Consider the following 16,934-nt stretch of genomic DNA (forward strand, 5'->3'; position numbering starts at 1 on the left):
CCTAGTCCTGCCTGGCACGGCTCTTGTTAGGTGAAGCAAATCACCACAAGAGATGCGGAAAAACTGAAGTTGTCCGTGTCTGGTCTGAACCACCCGAGGATGCCCAGCATGGCTTTACCCAGAACGCCACCCACCCAGCGCCGGAACACCGGCGTGCCCGATCTGCGCGCGCTCGAAACGTTTGTGGCCGTCTGTGATGCCAGTTCGATGGTGCTGGCGGCCGAGCGGCTGGGCCTGAGCCAGAGTGCCGTCAGCCAGTCGATCAAGTCGCTGGAAGAAGACCTGGGGCTGCAACTGATGGACCGTGAGGTGCGGCCGGCGCGGCCCACGCTGGCCGGGCGTCTGCTGCACGAGGCCTCGGCCCAGCTGTTGTCGCACGCCCGCCTCGCCATGGACAAGGTGCGCGCGTCTGCCCGCCAGGAAATGGAGCAGATCCGCCTGGGCTGCGTGGACTCGTTCGCTGCCACCGTGGGCCCACAGCTCATCAAGGCGATGGCCGGCAAGGCCCGCCAGATCCGAATGTGGTCGGGCCTGACGCCCGGTCTGGCCGACCAGATGCAGGGCCGCGAGCTCGACATGGTGATCTGCACCGAATCGGCGCTGGCGGACCCGCGGGTCTCGCAGCGGCTGCTCTTTTCCGAGTCCTGGGTGGCCGTGTACCCCAAGCATCACAGTCTGCCCGTGCTCGCGTCCTTGCGCGGGCTGTCTGCCGCGGCCGGCAAGCTGCCCCTGATTCGCTACAGCCAGCGCTCGGTCACGGGCCAGCAGATCGAGCGCTTCCTGCGCCATGTGGGCGTCGATGCGCCGCGTTGCTACGAGTTCGATGCCACCGACCCGCTGCTCAGCCTGGTGGCATCCGGCCTGGGCTGGGCCCTGAGCACGCCCTTGTGCCTGTGGCAGTCGCGGCAATACCTGGATGCGGTCAACGTCGTCCCCCTGCCTGCCAGCCGGTTGGGGCAGCGCCACTTCTTCTTGCTTTCGCGCGAAGGCGAGTGGGCGGGGCTGGACGACGAGGTCGTGCGGGTCACGCGCGACGTCATCCGCCTCGACACCGCGCCGGCCATCCGCAAGGCAATCCCCGCCCTCGCGCCGGCGGCCCTGTCCTGTCCTGAAGAGGATTTCACATGAAGATCGACACGCCCACCTACACCTTCACGTCCGGCACGCTGCCGCTGCTGATCTCGATGCCCCACCTGGGCACGCACATCCCCGCCTCGTTGCAGACGGGCATGGCGGATGTGGCCGGGATCCGGCAGGACACCGACTGGCACCTCGACCGCCTGTACGCCTTCGCGCGAGAGATGGGCGCGTCCATCATCCAGGCCAAGGTGTCTCGTTATGTGATCGACCTGAACCGCCCGCCCAATGGCGAAAGCCTGTATCCCGGGCAGACCACCACGTCGCTGTGCCCGATGGACACCTTCCGCGGCGAGCCGCTGTACCTGCCGGGCCATGTGCCGGACGACGCCGAGCAGGCGCGGCGCCTGGAAGCGTACTGGCGGCCATACCATGAACAGATCCGCACCGAGCTGGATCGTCTGAAGGCGTTGCATGGCGCGGTGATGCTGTGGGATGCCCACTCGATTGCCAGCGTGTTGCCGCGCCTGTTCGAAGGCCGTTTGCCGGACCTGAACTTCGGCACGGCCGATGGCCGAAGCTGCGATCCCGCCATCCTGTCGGCGGTTGTCGATGTGGCGCGCACGGGGCCTTACACGCATGTGGTCAACGGGCGCTTCAAGGGCGGCTACATCACGCGCCATTACGGGCAGCCGTCCAACGGCATCCACGCCATCCAGCTCGAGATGAGCCAGCGCCTGTACATGCAGGAAGACGCGCCGTTCTCGTATGAACCCGACGTGGCCGGTCAGGTGCAGCCGCTGCTCGAGGCGATGTTGCGTGCGGGGCTGGCGCAGCTGAATGTGACACGCGCTGGTGCGGCGTGATCCCCGCGATGGGGCGACGCACCGCGTTGCGGCGTGTTTCCTGTGGTTAATCAACGTATCTCAATAGGAAACATTGGCACAGGGGTTGCATGACCTTCATCGGAGCAGTCAGGGGGGCTGACTGCATGAATGAAGACTGGAGTTCCCATGAAGCTGATTACCGCCGTGATCAAGCCGTTCAAGCTCGACGATGTGCGCCAGGCGCTGGCCGATGCCGGTGTTCAGGGCATCACCGTATCGGAAGTGAAGGGCTTTGGCCGCCAGAAAGGGCACACCGAGTTGTACCGGGGTGCCGAGTACGTCGTTGACTTCCTGCCGAAAGTGAAGGTGGACGTTGCGGTCAAGGCCGAGCAGGTCGACATGCTGATCGAAGTGATCCGGCAGGCCGCCTACACCGGCAAGATCGGCGACGGCAAGATCTTCGTCACGAGCCTGGATGCGGCCATTCGCATCCGCACGGGCGAAACCGACGAGCAGGCGCTCTGAGCCTTGCACACCAGGAGTCCATGATGAAGAACAAAGTCCTCCTTGCTGCCGCGGCGCTCGCCGCCGCCTGCGTTACGCCGGCTCACGCGCAGGATGCGGCGACCGCGGTGACGGCTGCGGCCTCGGCCGTCGCACCCGTGGTCAACAAAGGTGACGCCACCTGGATCATCGTCGCCACGGTGCTGGTGATCATGATGGCGGTGCCCGGTCTGCCGCTGTTCTACGGCGGCATGGTGCGCGCCAAGAACATGCTCTCGGTGATGATGCAGGTGATGATCACCTTCTCGTTGCTGGGCATGCTGTGGTGTCTGTATGGCTACAGCCTCGCGTTCACCGAGGGTAATGCGTTTTTCGGGGGCTTCGACAAGGCATTCCTGCGCGGGGTCACGGTCGACACGCTGGCGGCCACGTTCACCAAAGGGGTCGCCATCCCTGAATACCTCTACGTTGCTTTCCAGATGACCTTTGCGGCCATCACGCCGGCGCTCATCATTGGCTCACTGGCTGAGCGAGTCAAGTTCTCTGCCTTGCTTCTTTTCATGGTGCTGTGGTTCACCTTCAGCTATCTGCCGCTGGCCCACATGGTGTGGTTCTGGGCTGGTCCGGATGCCTACACCAGCGCGGAGGCGGCCGAGGCTGCGGGCGCCACGGCGGGCTTCCTGTTCCAGAAGGGTGCCATCGACTTCGCGGGCGGCACGGTGGTGCACATCAATGCGGCCATGGCGGGCCTGGTGGGCGCCTTCATGATCGGCCGCCGCACCGGCTTCGGCAAGGAACCCATGCCACCGCACAGCCTGACGATGACCATGATCGGCGCCTCACTGCTGTGGGTGGGCTGGTTCGGCTTCAACGTCGGCTCCAACCTCGAAGTGTCGAGCACGGCAGGCCTTGCCTTCATCAACACCTTCCTCGCCACCTGTGCGGCCACGGTGTCGTGGACGCTGGTGGAGTGGGTCGCCAAGGGCAAGCCCTCGATGCTGGGCGCGGCCTCGGGCGCCATTGCCGGCCTGGTGGCCATCACGCCGGCTTGTGGCTTCGTGGGCCCGATGGGTGGGATGGTGATCGGCCTGCTGGCCGGCGTGGTGTGCTACTGGGGTGTCAACGGGCTCAAGAGCATGCTGGGTGTCGACGACAGCCTGGACGTCTTCGGCGTGCACGGCGTCGGTGGCATCCTGGGTGCGCTGCTGACTGGCGTGTTTGCCTCGCCGGCCCTGGGCGGAACCGGCGTGTACGACTACGTGAGCAACAGCGTGGCGGCCTACGACATGGCGGCTCAGATGATGAGCCAGTTGTGGGGCGTGGGGGTGGCCGTCGTCTGGTCGGGCGTGGTGTCCTTCGTGGCCTTCAAGGTGGTCGACCTGACCCTGGGTCTGCGCGTGAGCGAAGACGAAGAGCGCGAAGGGCTGGACCTCAGCTCGCACGGCGAGCGGGCGTATCACCTCTGAACCGCATCTGTTGCCGCAACACGAGCCCGGCCGGGATGGCCGGGCTTTTTTGTTTGCTCAGTTGCGCGCGCTCGCGTTGGCCTCGTCGTACTTCGACTGCGCCAACAGCACCGCGTCCATGTGCTTCTCGGCCCAATGCGACAGAATGCAGCTTCGCGCTCCGGCAAGCCGGTGGCGGGCGCAGAAGGCGTGGTCTTCGGCTACGCCAGACCCGAGACGTTTCCCGCGGCGTTCGATGGCGTGGATCGGGCCTACGTCAGGCTACCTGGCGGCCATGTGAACCCGAAGGAGTTGCTGCAGCCGGTGATCCCGGCCGCTGCAGAACGCCGTGTGAAGGTGGTTCTCCAGACCGTGTTCGATGTCGACGCCGACGAGGCGATCCCTTACCGCCAGGTGGAGATCGCGCTCGAGCGATCCGGTACGCCGTATGTGATCCTGCAACCGAACTGGTTCTCGGACAACTTCCACAACCTCTGGAAAGCAGGCATCAACCACGGGCAGATCGCGCGGCAGCCGGTACGGGCATGTCGAGTTTCATCGACGTGCGTGACATCGCGGAAGGCGCCGCTTTGGCGTTGACCACGGACCGCTTCGATGGCCAGTCCTTCAATCTGACCGGGCCTGAGGCGATCAGCTATGCGGACGCCGCGCAGCTCCTGTCCGAGGTTACGGGAAGCCGGTGCGTTATGTCCCGATCGACGACTCGGGGTTTGTGGAAGCGCTCACCTGCGCGTGAGTTGGGTACAAGAGCCCGGTTGCGCTGCTCACTCAGACGGCCACGCGCTGCTGAATCAGCGTGATCGCCAGGCGCGCCATCTTGCGCACTTCCGGGTCCGGGTCTTGGGACCCGACGGTCAGAGCGGGCAAAGCCGACGCATGGCCGATCTCGCCCAAGGCCACACAGGCTTCCTTGCGCAAGTTGGCGATGTCGTGCTGCAGGGCGTGTGTGATCAGTGCGTCCACTGCCTGAACGGCCTTCAGCCGTCCCAAGGCCCGTGCGGACAGTTGGCGCACCTGCCAGTAAGCATCTTGCAGGCTTTGGGTCAGGGGGGTGACTGCCTCGGGCAGCTTCAGCTTGCCCAGCGTGGCAGCCGCTTCTTCGCGAACCCGCCACACCGGGTCCCGCAAGGCGCCCAGCAAGCCCGGCTGCACCTGCGCATCGTGGCCTTGCCCCAGGCCCAGCGCGCCCACCGCGGCGCGGCGCACCTCGGGATCGGGGTCGTGGGCGGCCAGGTGGGTGAGGACCGGCAGCGCGCTTGCGTCCTTGAGCCAGCCCAGCACCCCCACCGCGGCCAGGCGCACGATGGCATCGCGGTCGTTGGTGGCGCGCAAGGCGGCGTTGAGGCTGCCGGGCAAGCGCAGCTCCTTGATGGCGTGCAACAGGCTGGCCAGCACGAACCCTTGAGCCCCTTCCAGCGCGGGCAACAGGAGCGTGCCGCTGTCGGCTTGCTTGATCTCAGCCAGGCTGTAGGCGGCGGCCTCGCGCACGGCCGGCACCTCGTCGTGCAAGGCGTCCACCAGGGCGTTCAGCACCACTGGCTGCTCCCAGTACGCCAGGCGCGCGGCCACATCGGCGCGGATGGCCGGGTCAGGGTCGCGCAAAGCCCAGGCCAGCCAGGGCGCGTGGGCTTCGTCTTCCAGTTCGGCCAGTTCGATCAAGGCTAGGCGGCGCACGGTGGCGTCGTCCGACGTCAGGCGGGGCTGTAGCTCTTGCAGGTCGTCGTCGGAGGGCGATACCTCGGGCGAGGACAGGGCAAACAGGGTACTCATGGGGGAGGTGCTTTCTTCAGAACTCGGAGGAGCGGATGCCGCGGCGGTTCAAGCCGGTCACCGGGTTCAGACGCTCCAGCGGCAAGGTGGTGTCGGGCTCGCGCAGCAGGTCCAGGCAGTGGCGCTTCAGGTGAGCGAACGGTGTGCTGGTCAACCACTCGGACTGACGTGGACGCTCGGCCTCGACGTGGATCTCTTCGACGATGCGGCCCGGGCGGGGGCTCATCACCAGGATACGGTCGGCCATGAAAAGGGCCTCGTCGATGTCGTGGGTCACGAACACGATGGTGGTCTTCAGATGGCCCCACAGGCTCAACAGCAGCTCCTGCATCTTCAGGCGGGTCAGCGCATCGAGCGCGCCAAAGGGCTCGTCCATCAGCAGCACGCGCGGCTGGTTGATCAGCACCCGCGCAATTTCGACGCGCTGCTGCATGCCGCCCGACAAGGCATGCGGGTAGCGCCGCTCAAAGCCTTGCAAACCCACTTCCTCGAGCAGCGCTTGCGCCAGATTCAGCCGCTCGCTGCGCGACACACCGCGCATCTTCAAGCCATAGGCCACGTTGTCCTGTACGCTCAGCCACGGGAACAGCGTGTGGTGCTGAAAGACCAGACCGCGTTGCGGATCGGGACCCGCGATGCGCAGCCCATCGAGCCGTGCCTCGCCATGGGTCGGTTGCAGATGCCCGGCCAGCGCACCCAGCAAGGTCGACTTGCCGCAGCCCGAGGGCCCCAGCAGGCAGACGAACTCGCCGGGTTCGATCGTGAGCGTGACCTCGTCAAGGGCCACGAAGCGCTGTGCGCCTTCGCCCAGGTGGATGGACACCTGGTCGATGTCGAGGCGGCCCGTTCCACTTTGCGTGGCCACCGGGGGAACGCTTTTCAAAACGGCACTCATGCCTGACCTCCTTGTGTGCGATGCCAGGGCATCAGACGTTGCCCGCCCCAGTGGATCAGCGCGCTGCTGCCCATGCCCAGCAGGCCGATCACCAGCATGCCGACGATGATGTTGGCGTAGGCCTGCACGGTGTAGGACTCCCAGGTGTAGTAGCCGATGCCGTACTGACCCGAGATCATCTCGGCCGTGACCAGGCAGAACCAGCAGGTGCCCATGCCGATCGACAGGCCCGTCACGATGCTGGGCGCGGCCGAGGGCAGGATGACCTGACCGAACAGTCGCCAGGGGCTGGTGCCCAGGCTGCGAGCCGAGGCCACCAGGCGCGGGTCCACGCCGTTGACCCCGTGGATGGTGTTGAGCAGGATGGGAAAGAGCGCACCCACGAACGTGATGAAGACCATGCTGCCTTCCGATGAGGGGATCATCAGGATGGCCAGCGGGATCCAGGCCACGGCGGGGATGGGACGGACCACTTCCAGCGGCGCCAGCAGGGCCAGACGCGCCCAGCGTGAACGCCCGATCAGCAGGCCCAGCCCCACGCCCAGCACGCTCGCCGACACGAAGCCCGATGCCACGCGCAGCAGACTGCTCGACAGGTGCTGGCTCAGCTTGGGAGATCCGACCAGTTCCCAGGCCGCGTCCCACACTTCTGCAGGGGGCGGCACGTTGGCAAAGGTGACGAGCCCCAGGTGGGCCTGCTGGGTGGACAGCACATGCCACACCAGCACGCACGCCGCCAGCGAGATCGCCTGGGCGCCCCAGCGCCAGACTTGGCTTGGTGTGGCGCGCATGCTCAGCGTCCCGTCACGCCAGCGCGCAGGCCAGCGAAGTCAAATACCTTGCCTTTGTTGGCACCGGCATAGGCCACGGCCGCATCCCTTTGCAGGAAGGCGCTCACCTGACCCTTGGCATCGGTGGCGTACCAGGCCAGGTTGCCCAGCAGCTTGATGCGGTGGATCAGGTCATGCACATAGACCGCACGCGCACTCTTGCCCGCCTTCTCCAGCTGGGCCAGGTCCTTGAGCGCGTTCTCGATCGAAGCGTAGTGGCGCACTTTGCCCTCGTCCTTGACCCAGATGCCGGCCAGCCGAGCCGTGTCGGAGATGGCCTTCCCAGTGAGTGCATCGTTGGCCTTGAGTGGCGCCTTCGCCGTGTTCTTCAGCTGGGCGTCGTAGTTCAGACCGGACTGTTGGTAAGCGGTGCGGATGAAGCGCTCATCGATCAGCGCGTCGGCGCTCAGCGTCGTGTCGGTACGGCGCAGCAGGCGCAGCGTGTCGATCGCGGTTTGCAGTGCCTGACGGTACTCCGGCTTGAAGCTGTGGTCGCGCGTCTGCAGGCCCAGCGGGCCGTGGAAGAGGTAGTTCACCGGGGCCTCGATGCCGGTGTGCTTCTCGATCAGTTCGCTGTACTTCTCGGGCTCGGCGGCGATCAGCCGGTCGGCCTCAATCGACGCGCGCAGGAAGGCCGTGACCACCTCCGGGTACTTCTGGGCAAAAGCCGTGTTGACCAGGGTGCCGTGGAAAGTGGGCGACTTTGCTTGTGCGCCGTCATAGATCTTGCGGGCAAAGCCACGGAAGGGGAAGGCCTCGGCAAAGGGGACGAAGTCCGCGTGCGCCTCGATCTTGTTGGCCTGCAAGGCCGGGCCGGCCACTTCCGGTGCCTGGGTGATGATGTTCACGTCCTTGGCCGGATCCAGACCTTGGGCCTGGAGCGCGCGCAGGAGCATGCCGTGGGCGGCCGAGGCAAAGGGCACCGAGATCGTGCGGCCGCGGAGTTCGGCCAGCGAGGTCACCGGCGAGTCCTTGGGCACGACGATGCCGTTGCCGCTGCCCAGCGTGCTGCCCGACAACACGGTGATGAACACGCTCTTCTTGCCGGCCTTCTCAAACGCAGCACCGTTGGCCGCACCGGGGAACTCGGCCATCGAGCCGATGTCCAGCTTGTCGGCCAGCATCTCGTTGGTCAGCGGCGCGCCCGAGGTGAAGTTCTTCCACTGCACGTCGTAGGTGACGCCCTTGTACTTGCCGTCCTTGGGCAGGTACTTGTCGAGCAGCTTGAGCTCGCGGATCAGCAGGCCACCAGTGGCGCAGTTGATGGTGGTGTCCTGTGTGCCGATGGCCAGGCGGATGGTTTCAGCGTGAGCGGCCAAGGAGGTGGCCGTGGCGGTCAGAGCGACGGCGACGGCGCGCAGGGCGCGAGGGAAGGAAGGGACGGACATGTGACAACTCCTGGATGCGTAGAGGGGCGGCGTGTGCGCTGAGATGGCTCAGCGCACGAGGTAAGGGATCTCGACCTTGATGGCCTGGGTGGGGCAGTCCTTCTGGCAAGGCAGGCAGTACCAGCACTCGTCGTGCTTCATGTGGGCCTTGCCGGTGGCGGGGTCGATGGCGAGCACGTCCATCGGGCAGACGTCGATGCAGACGGTGCAGCCCTTGTGGGCGATGCACTTGTCCAGGTCCACGGTGACGGCGGCTTCGCCGTACTGAGCGATGGCGGCGGGAGCGAATGGCATAGGGGCTTCCTTCAGATATCAGGCGGCGGCCGGCACGGGCTGACACGCATCCGGGCTCGGCTTCTGAGCCTGTCCGCGCGGAATGCGAAGGCGGTCGTACGCGGTCTTCTCGGTGTCATTGATGGGCACGATGTAGGGCTCGATCTCGCGCTTGACGTGAGCCATGCGGCCCTGCGCGTCCTTGTAGAGATGAGCGTGGCAGAACCAGTCGGCGTCGTTGCGCTCTGGGTAGTCCACGCGCAGGTGGTACAGGCCCCAGCGGCTTTCGGTGCGGAACAGTGAGGCGCGGGCCGCCATCTCGGCGCAGTCGCGGATGACCGACACCTCGGCCGCACGCATCAGCTCGTGCGGGTTGCGGGCGTGCAGGTGGCCGATGTCCTCACCGATCTCTTCGAAGCGTTTGAGGCCTATTTCGTACTTGCGCGTCACCTTGGGCGGCTGCAGGTAGTCGTTGACGAAGCGACGCAGCTTGTACTCGACCTGCAGTGGCGGCAGGCCGTGGTCACGCTGCAGCGGGGCGTAGACGCGGCGCTTCTCGGCTTCGATCTGCTCCGTATCGACCGGGCTGAAGTCCAGCTGGCTGGCGCGCTCGGCCGCGTTGACGCCGGCAAACCACCCATAGGTAAAGGCGCCCAGCATGTAGTTGTGGGGCACGGCGGCCATGTCCCCCACGGCATACAGGCCTGGCACGGTCGTCTCGGCCTTGGCGTTCACGTGCACCCCCGAGGCGCTGTGGCCGCTGCAAAAGCCAATCTCCGAGATATGCATCTCGACCATGTCCTTGCGGTAGTCGGTTCCCCGTCCGGCGTGGAACTGACCGCGGCTCGGGCGCTCGTTGCCGTGCAGGATGGTCTCGATGGTCTGGATGGTTTCCTCGGCCAGGTGGTCGAGCTTGAGGAACACGGGGCCCTTGCCGCCTTGCAACTCCTGGTAGAACTCCAGCATCATCTGGCCGCTCCAGTAGTCGCACTCGATGAAGCGTTCGCCCTCGCCATTGGCGGTATAGCCGCCCAGCGGGCCGGTCACGTAGGCGCAGGCCGGGCCGTTGTAGTCCTTGATCAGCGGGTTGATCTGGTAGCACTCCAGGTTGGCCAGTTCGGCGCCAGCGTGATAGGCCATCACATAGCCATCGCCCGCATTGGTCGGGTTCTCGTAAGTGCCCATCAGGTAGCCCGACGAGGGCAGGCCCAGGCGGCCCGCTGCGCCGCAGGCCAGGACGACGGCCTTGGCACGCACCACATGGAAGTCGGCCGTGCGGCTGTCAAAGCCCATCACGCCGTTGACGCTGCCATCGGCGGCCTTGAGCAGGCGCGTGGCGATGATGCGGTTGGTGATCTCGACGCGGGTGCGCTTGAGCTGGCGGTACAGCACCTTCTTGACGTCGTGCCCCTCCGGCATCGGCAGCACATAGGTGCCCAGGTGGTGCACCTTCTTCATCGCGTAGTCGCCGGTGGCGTCCTTCTCAAACTTGACGCCCCACTTGTCGAGTTGTTCGATGGTGGTGAAGCTGTGCTGCGCATAGGCGTACACGGTGGACTGGTTGACGATGCCGTCGTTGGCGATCGTGATCTCCTTGGTGTACTGCTCGGGCGTGGCATAGCCGGGCACGACGGCGTTGTTCAAGCCGTCCATGCCCATGGAGATGCAACCGCTGCGCTTGACGTGCGCCTTGTCGAGCAGCAGCACGCGCAGCTTGGGGTTGGCCTCTTTGGCCTTGATCGCGGCCATGGGACCGGCGGTGCCGCCCCCCACGACGACGATGTCGTATTCATGTTCGATGGTCTGCATGGGTTCACTCCTGGGGCCGATGGCGATCGACCCGAAAGCGGTACTGAAAGATGTCACTGCGGAAATACAGAAACTCGAAGTCCACCGGCGTGCCGTGGACGTCATGGGTCAGGCGCTCGATGCGCAGCACCGGGTCACCGCTGGCAATATCCAGAGCCCGGGCGATGTCGGTATCGGCGGACACCGCGTCCAGCGCCAGGTCGGCGTGGCCCAGCGGCACGCCGCAGTCGTTCTCAAGGATCAGGAAGATGTCGCGGCCGATCAGGTCGGCCTGGGCCAACTGACGGCCCAGCTCGGGGCGAACCCAGGTCCACTCCAGCGACACAGGCTCGCGGTTGAGCAGGCGCACTCGGCGGATCTGCGTCACCGGCTCACCGGATGAGACACCGAGGCGCTGCGCCACCTGCGCACTGGCCGGCACCTCGCGCAGCTCCTGCAGTTGGTTAAGCACCTCGTAGCCCAGCGTGGCCATCTGCTCGCCAAAGCCCCGCAAGGTGCTGACGTTCTGAAAGGCCTTGGGGCGCGAGACGAAACTGCCTTTGCCCTGGCGGGTGAAGATCAGCCCCTCTTGCTGCAAGGCCGATAAGGCCTGGCGCACGGTGATGCGGCTGGCGCCATACAGCTGACCCAGCGCGCTCTCGGACGGCACGCGGCTGCCGGGGACGTGGTGGCCGGCCAGGATGCCCTCGCGCAGCGCCAGGCGAATCCGCTCATAGAGCGGCTCGGCAGGGGCGGCGTGGGGTGGGCGTGGACTGTTCATTTCTCAACTCGTTATGACAAGTCGAGAGGCAGTCTAGAAATCAACCAAGATCAACAAAACGAAGGAATTCGGTGGTGCATATGCGTTTGCGCGCACAGCATATGAGCTCAGGCCGAAAGCGCATGAGCACACAAAGCACAGGCCCTACAACCGCTTGAGGCCCACACATTTAGCCACCTCTCATCAGGTTCGCCACACCCAGCGCAATGAACACCGTGAACAGTGCCTTCTGAAACGCCGGGCCCGCGAGGCGCCCCCTCAGCATCTCACCCAGCTTCATGCCCGCGAAGGCGCCCCCCATTGCGCCGCCCAACACCCAGGCTGTTTCATCCGACACCTCGCCGAATGGCGCCGAGGTCTGCAGCCGAAATGCCAACGCCAGCGTCGCCACCGTGAATGACAGGCCCAGTGCCTGAACGGTGGCCTCCTTGTCCAGCCGCAGCGATTGCAGATAGGGCACCCACGGCAGCACGAACACAGCGGTCATCGACGTGATCAGGCCTGTGGCGGCCCCCGCCACTGCGCCCAGCCACCGGCCGCGCTGCGAGAGGTCGGGCAGGGTGGGGCGCCACAGGCCCCACAAGCCGTAGCCCACCAGCACACAGCCAAGCCAGCGCGATGCCGCGTCCGTCGGGCTGCTGCCACCCAGGCCGGGCGCGAAGGCCGTGACCATCGCGATCGCCAACCAGCCTGGCCACAGCCGGCTTGCGAGCGGGCGCAGATGTGGCCCGCGGCATTGCGCCACGTTGGTCGACAGCGACGGGATCACCAGCAGCGCGGCGGCCTGTGCAGGGGGCATCCATAGCCCGAGCAGGCTCATCGCCACAGTCGGCAAGCCCATCCCGGTGATGCCTTTGACGCCACCGGCCAAGGCGAACACGGCCGCCACCCACAAGGTCTGCATGATGTCCATGGCGGGTATGGTGTACCGGATCGGTGCCCGCCACCATTCCATTAAGCTGCCCCTATCCTTCGGTGATTCCGAAGGATGAACGCCATGGCCACCACTCCTCGCCGCACCGTTGACTACCGCATCGACCCTTTCGACCTGCACCTTTTCTCTGCGGTGATCGCCCACGGCTCCATCACGGCGGCTGCAGAGGCGGTGAACCTGTCTCTGGCGGCAGCGAGCGCCCGCCTGAAGGCCCTAGAAGACGCCACAGGCGCGCGCCTGCTCAACCGCTCCAAGGCCGGGGCGGTTCCCACCGATGCAGGAAGGGCCCTGGCGCGACACGCGAACCGCGTACTGACGGAGCTGGAGTCTCTGCATGTGGAGATGGCCAGCTTTGGCCGCGGCTTGCGGGGCACCGTCCGGCTGTTGTGCAACACTGCGGCCATGTCCGAGGCGCTGCCTCGATCGGTGGCGCGCTTTCTGTACCATCACCCCGAGATCGACCTCGATGTGCGTGAGACAGCGAGTGATGCTGCGCTGGATGCCCTGCGGCGCGGTTTCGCCGACATCGCTGTCGTGGCAGACCACGTGGACACAACCGACTTCATCGCGCACCCCTGGCTGGACGATCGCCTGGTGGCATTGCTGCCCCGAAGCTGGCCAATGGGCAGGCGACGCACCATCGCGTTTGGCGAGCTGCTGGAGCATGCCCTGGTCGGCCTCCCCTGCGACAGCGGCCTCAGCCGCTTCCTGGCCGCGCAGGCCAGCCGCAGCGGTCGCATACCCCGCCACCGCGTTCGGCTCTCCGGGTTCGATGGCATGGTGCAACTGGTGGCTGCAGGCGTCGGGGCTGCCGTGATGCCGGAAAGCGCGGCATTGCGTTTTCGAGCTGACGGCACGCGGATGCTCACCTTGACCGATCGCTGGGCGAGCCGCAAGCTGCTGGTCTGCATGACATCGCAAGGCGCTGATCTGGCGGCGGTCAGGGCGTTGGCAGATTCGCTGCTTTCATTGAAGCCACCGCTGTTGGCGCTCGCCAAGGTCCGCGGGTAGGGCAACCAAGGGGGCGGGCGAAAGGCATCATGCAGACGACGGATGTTCAAAGACCATGCAGGTGGTCGTCGCGTGCGCGTAGAGCTTGCCATCCGGGCCGACAATGCGTCCTTCGGCCGTGGCCACCTGCCGCCCCGCGTGGATGACTTTGCCTTCGGCGCGCACCAGCGGCACCTTGTCGGTCAACGCGCGGATCATGTTGATCTTGAGCTCCAGCGTCGTGTAGCCGTGGCCGGCCGGCAGCGTCGTGTGCACGGCGCAGCCGACGGCAGAGTCCAGCAGCGTGGCGAACCACCCTCCGTGAACGGTGCCGAGCGGGTTGTAATGCCGCCGCTGCGGGCGCCCCTGGAACACGGCCAGCCCTGGCGCCATGTGGATCGGTATGAAGTCCAGCGTCTCGCCCATGGGCGGTGGCGGCAGCTCGCCTGCGAAAATGGCTTGCAAAGTCTCCATGCCCGACAGTCCCGCGATCCTCAATGAAGGCCGCGGTGCGTCTGCCGGCCGCAGGCGAGCACGAACGGCGTGCTCCTCTCTTCGCCATTGTTCGAGAACGTCGATGTCATCCATTGCTGTTTCCTTCGGGGGTTTGGGGGGGAGTGGGTGATGTGCGCCGCTCAGAGTGGCCGGGTGCTCACGGGCCAGCACAGCAGTGCGGTGATCAGCGCGAGCGCTGCGTGCAGTCCGTAGAGTGCTTTGAAATCGGCGTGGACCAGGCCCGAGTGGCCCAGAAGTCCGACCGTGACTGCCACACCCAGCACGCCACCGATCTGCCGGGTGGCCTGGTTGACGGCCGCACCGACCGCGTAATGCGCCGCCGGCAAGTGACTCACGGCCGCGCCTGACAGCGATGGCAGCACCAGGCCCACCGAGATGCCGCTCATCAGCAGGCCGGGTAGCCAGGCGTGCAGGTAGTCGGGCTGCGTGCAGGGCACCCAGAGGAACCACAGGCTGCTGCATGCATACAGCAGCGAGCCACCGACCAGGAACGGGCGGTGACCCAGGCGTGCGGCAAGCCGCCCGGTGACAATGGCCGTCGGCATCACCAGCAGCGGACCCGGCGTCACCGCGAGCCCGGCCTGCGGCAGCGTGTAGTGCCACACGCCAGTCATGAAGAAGAAAAAGCCGAGGAACATCATCGAGAACGCGGTGCCAAAGGTCAGGGTCGCTGCATTGGCAAAGCGGTAGGTGCGATGGCTGAACAGGGCCAGGTCGACCAGCGGCGTGGGGTGCACGCGCGCCCACTGCACGAACGCGATACCCGCCAGGATGCCGCCACCGGCCACCGCTGCGAGCTGACCCGTGCGCCATGTGGTCGATCCGCTCTCGACGATGGCAAGGGCCACGGCGCCCACCGCGGCCATCAGCAAGAAGAGCCCGACGAGGTCGATGCGGCGGCGTTGCGTCGGCTTGACGGCCTCTTCGACACGCGAGGCACTGCGCCAGAGCGCCCACAGGCCCACCGGGAGGTTGATGTAGAAGGCCCAAGGCCAGCCAGCATGGGCGGTGACCCAACTGCCCAGGCTGGGGCCCACCGCGGCAGCGAGGCCGCCGACGGCGCCCCAAAGGCTCACGACGACGGCCCGGCGCTCGGCCGGGAAGGCCGCCAGCACGATGGACATCGAGGCTGGCGTCAGCAACGCCGCCCCGATCGCCTGCAACACGCGCGCCGCGATCAGCCAGTTCACTGTGGGAGACAGACCGCAAGCGGCCGATGCCACCACAAACACCGCCACGCCGAGTCTGAACACACGCTTGCGTCCGTGGGCGTCGGCCAGCCCGCCGGCTGGAATCAGCATGGCTGCGTAGACGACGGTGTAGGCGTTCAGCACCCACGACAGCTTGGCGACGGAGGTGTCGTCGAAGCTGAGGCGCAGGGCATCGAATGCCGCGAACAGCATCGTCGAGTCCAGCGACACGAGGAAGACCGCGCTGCAGGCGATCCAGAACGCGGGCCAGGGCGACGCCTGGGGCGCCGAGGTGGCAGGCAAAGGATTTATGATGATCGTCATATTTTCGGGCGCGTTGAAGACCGGCGGCAGACCCCGGCTGTGAAAGTCAGTGGTCCAGCGAGGGCTGGTGTTTGTGGATCAACGCTTCACGGGTCTGCGCAAGCAAGGCGCGACCGGCGGCGCCGCCCAATGTGCGGGCAAGTTGCAGGGCGCCGACCATGGTGGCGGTCACCACTTCGCCCTGGTCGGGATCGGTGCCCGCCGGCAGCGCTGCACGCACAAACTCGACCAGTGAGGCGACACGGCGACGGGCCTCATCTCTCACCGCATCGTCCTGGCGCGTCATTTCCGAAGCCAGCGCCGCAACGACACAACCTTGCTCGGGCCGCTCCATGTGCATGTCATGGAGATAAGCCTGAACGAGGGCGGCGAAACGGGAATGGCCTTTGGCCACGCGACGCTCAACCGCCTGCGACAGCGTGATCTGGCTGTCACGGCCGGCCTGTTGCATGGCCTCGACGAGAAGGGCGTCCCGAGAGGCGAAGTGCGCGTAGAAGCCGCCGTGCGTGAGGCCGGCTTCTTTCATGATGTCGGCCACCCCCACGCCACGGTAGCCAGCGCGGCGAATGGCGCGCGCCGCGACGTCGACGATGCGCTCGTGGCTCTGCTCTTTGCGGGACGGATGCGTCTTCATGATGGCCATCATATTACGATCGTCATATTTCCGAGTCAAATCCCAGGCTTCGTCAAATCAGGTCGGCGCCTCAGGTACTGGCGCTCCGCGATAGCCCGAGCTCGACCATCACGATCGCGTGTTCGATGGCTTGCTCCACGACCGCGCGCTTCAGGTTCAGCTTGTGGATGCAGTTGCCATTCAACACGCCAGCCATGCCGTGTACCGTCGACCAGATATAGAGGGCATCCAGATCCACGCGGTCGTTCGAGGCGGCCGCTTCACCATGCAGGCGTCGCAATACTTTGCGCAGGATGTCGAAAGTGTGGGCGGCGTCCCTGAGGAGGTCCGGATGCTCTGCTGATTGGGGCCACTGTGTATCGAACATCAGGCGGTATTCCAGGGGATGGTCCCGCGCATAGCTGAGGTACTGGCGTCCTAGCGCGGCCAGATCCTCCTGGGGTGTGTCGAAGTGCCCGCGTGCATCGAGGTGCGCTGCAAATCGCTGAAAGCAGCGCCGCATCACCTCGGCCAGGAGGTGATCCCGGCTGGGGTAGTGCTTGTACGGTGCCTGATGCGACACACCGAGCCTGCGCGCCACGTCGCGCAGGCTCAGGTTCTCGATGCCTTTTTCTGCGATGACTTCCTGCGCAGCGATGACGCATGCCTCGCGCAGTTCGAGGGGCGCTGCGGGTGAGGGGGGCTTCTTGGGCATGCGGGTGAGTCTAGCGCTGCCATGGGGCGACGGATCAGGCAGTAGAACACCCG

At 65.9% G+C, this 16,934-nt stretch carries 17 protein-coding genes and 1 pseudogene; 6 read left to right on the top strand and 12 right to left on the bottom strand.

What is annotated here, in order from left to right; all coding sequences use genetic code 11:
• The first annotated feature begins 108 nt into the window (after positions 1-108).
• The 5 genes and pseudogenes from DEH84_RS18665 to DEH84_RS18685 form a co-directional block, all read left to right on the top strand.
• Positions 109-1,128 (top strand): LysR family transcriptional regulator, encoded by a 1,020-nt coding sequence (locus DEH84_RS18665; RefSeq protein WP_109038712.1) that lies wholly within the window; start codon positions 109-111, stop codon positions 1,126-1,128.
• A complete protein-coding gene (gene hutG, locus DEH84_RS18670; protein WP_109038713.1) occupies positions 1,125-1,943 on the top strand; it encodes an N-formylglutamate deformylase in 819 nt (272 codons plus the stop codon). The genes DEH84_RS18665 and hutG overlap by 4 nt, the downstream gene beginning before the upstream one ends.
• Positions 1,944-2,090: 147 nt before the next feature.
• Entirely contained in the window at positions 2,091-2,429 is a 339-nt protein-coding gene (gene glnK / locus DEH84_RS18675) for a P-II family nitrogen regulator (RefSeq protein WP_109038714.1), read from the top strand.
• A 23-nt stretch (positions 2,430-2,452) separates the two neighbouring features.
• Positions 2,453-3,874, top strand: a complete 1,422-nt coding sequence (locus tag DEH84_RS18680) for an ammonium transporter (protein WP_109038793.1) — start codon at positions 2,453-2,455, stop codon at positions 3,872-3,874.
• 96 nt (positions 3,875-3,970) lie between these two features.
• Positions 3,971-4,607 (top strand): annotated as a pseudogene (locus DEH84_RS18685) (Rossmann-fold NAD(P)-binding domain-containing protein); the annotation flags it as partial.
• Positions 4,608-4,642: 35 nt separating this feature from the next.
• Here DEH84_RS18685 and DEH84_RS18690 read toward each other — a convergent pair.
• The 8 genes from DEH84_RS18690 to DEH84_RS18725 all read right to left on the bottom strand — a co-directional run bounded on the left by DEH84_RS18690 (position 4,643) and on the right by DEH84_RS18725 (position 12,512).
• Positions 4,643-5,644, bottom strand: a complete 1,002-nt coding sequence (locus tag DEH84_RS18690) for a HEAT repeat domain-containing protein (protein WP_109038716.1) — start codon at positions 5,642-5,644, stop codon at positions 4,643-4,645.
• 16 nt (positions 5,645-5,660) lie between these two features.
• Positions 5,661-6,539 carry an ABC transporter ATP-binding protein gene (locus DEH84_RS18695; protein WP_109038717.1) on the bottom strand — a complete coding sequence of 293 codons (879 nt, stop codon included), beginning with the start codon at positions 6,537-6,539 and terminating at the stop codon, positions 5,661-5,663.
• Positions 6,536-7,330 (bottom strand): ABC transporter permease, encoded by a 795-nt coding sequence (locus DEH84_RS18700; RefSeq protein ID WP_109038718.1) that lies wholly within the window; start codon positions 7,328-7,330, stop codon positions 6,536-6,538. Before DEH84_RS18700 ends, DEH84_RS18695 begins: the two co-directional genes overlap by 4 nt.
• Before the next feature lie 2 nt (positions 7,331-7,332).
• Positions 7,333-8,757, bottom strand: a complete 1,425-nt coding sequence (locus DEH84_RS18705; protein WP_109038719.1) for an ABC transporter substrate-binding protein — start codon at positions 8,755-8,757, stop codon at positions 7,333-7,335.
• 48 nt (positions 8,758-8,805) lie between these two features.
• A complete protein-coding gene (locus tag DEH84_RS18710; protein ID WP_109038720.1) occupies positions 8,806-9,051 on the bottom strand; it encodes a 4Fe-4S dicluster domain-containing protein in 246 nt (81 codons plus the stop codon).
• 18 nt (positions 9,052-9,069) lie between these two features.
• Positions 9,070-10,839, bottom strand: a complete 1,770-nt coding sequence (locus DEH84_RS18715) for a fumarate reductase/succinate dehydrogenase flavoprotein subunit (protein WP_109038721.1) — start codon at positions 10,837-10,839, stop codon at positions 9,070-9,072.
• A gap of 4 nt (positions 10,840-10,843) precedes the next feature.
• Positions 10,844-11,599: a GntR family transcriptional regulator gene (locus DEH84_RS18720; protein ID WP_109038722.1), complete on the bottom strand. Its 756-nt coding sequence runs from the start codon at positions 11,597-11,599 to the stop codon at positions 10,844-10,846.
• Positions 11,600-11,768: 169 nt separating this feature from the next.
• On the bottom strand, positions 11,769-12,512 hold the full coding sequence (locus DEH84_RS18725) for a sulfite exporter TauE/SafE family protein (RefSeq protein WP_109038723.1): 744 nt from the start codon (positions 12,510-12,512) through the stop codon (positions 11,769-11,771).
• A 75-nt stretch (positions 12,513-12,587) separates the two neighbouring features.
• Here DEH84_RS18725 and DEH84_RS18730 point away from each other — a divergent pair, with 75 nt between their 5' ends.
• Positions 12,588-13,544 (top strand): LysR family transcriptional regulator, encoded by a 957-nt coding sequence (locus DEH84_RS18730; RefSeq protein WP_109038724.1) that lies wholly within the window; start codon positions 12,588-12,590, stop codon positions 13,542-13,544.
• A 27-nt stretch (positions 13,545-13,571) separates the two neighbouring features.
• On the opposite strand, the gene DEH84_RS18735 is transcribed toward DEH84_RS18730, so the two are convergent.
• The 4 genes from DEH84_RS18735 to DEH84_RS18750 are packed head-to-tail and all read right to left on the bottom strand — an operon-like array spanning position 13,572 to position 16,881.
• Positions 13,572-14,111, bottom strand: coding sequence for a PaaI family thioesterase (locus DEH84_RS18735; protein ID WP_109038725.1), 540 nt, complete (start codon positions 14,109-14,111; stop codon positions 13,572-13,574).
• 47 nt (positions 14,112-14,158) lie between these two features.
• Positions 14,159-15,553: an MFS transporter gene (locus tag DEH84_RS18740; RefSeq protein WP_109038726.1), complete on the bottom strand. Its 1,395-nt coding sequence runs from the start codon at positions 15,551-15,553 to the stop codon at positions 14,159-14,161.
• A 46-nt stretch (positions 15,554-15,599) separates the two neighbouring features.
• Positions 15,600-16,226, bottom strand: a complete 627-nt coding sequence (locus DEH84_RS18745) for a TetR/AcrR family transcriptional regulator (protein ID WP_342755641.1) — start codon at positions 16,224-16,226, stop codon at positions 15,600-15,602.
• Positions 16,227-16,257: 31 nt separating this feature from the next.
• A complete protein-coding gene (locus DEH84_RS18750; protein WP_109038728.1) occupies positions 16,258-16,881 on the bottom strand; it encodes a TetR/AcrR family transcriptional regulator in 624 nt (207 codons plus the stop codon).
• Positions 16,882-16,934: the final 53 nt, after the last annotated feature.

Source organism: Aquabacterium olei (assembly GCF_003100395.1).
Classification (GTDB): Bacteria; Pseudomonadota; Gammaproteobacteria; order Burkholderiales; family Burkholderiaceae_C; genus Aquabacterium; species Aquabacterium olei.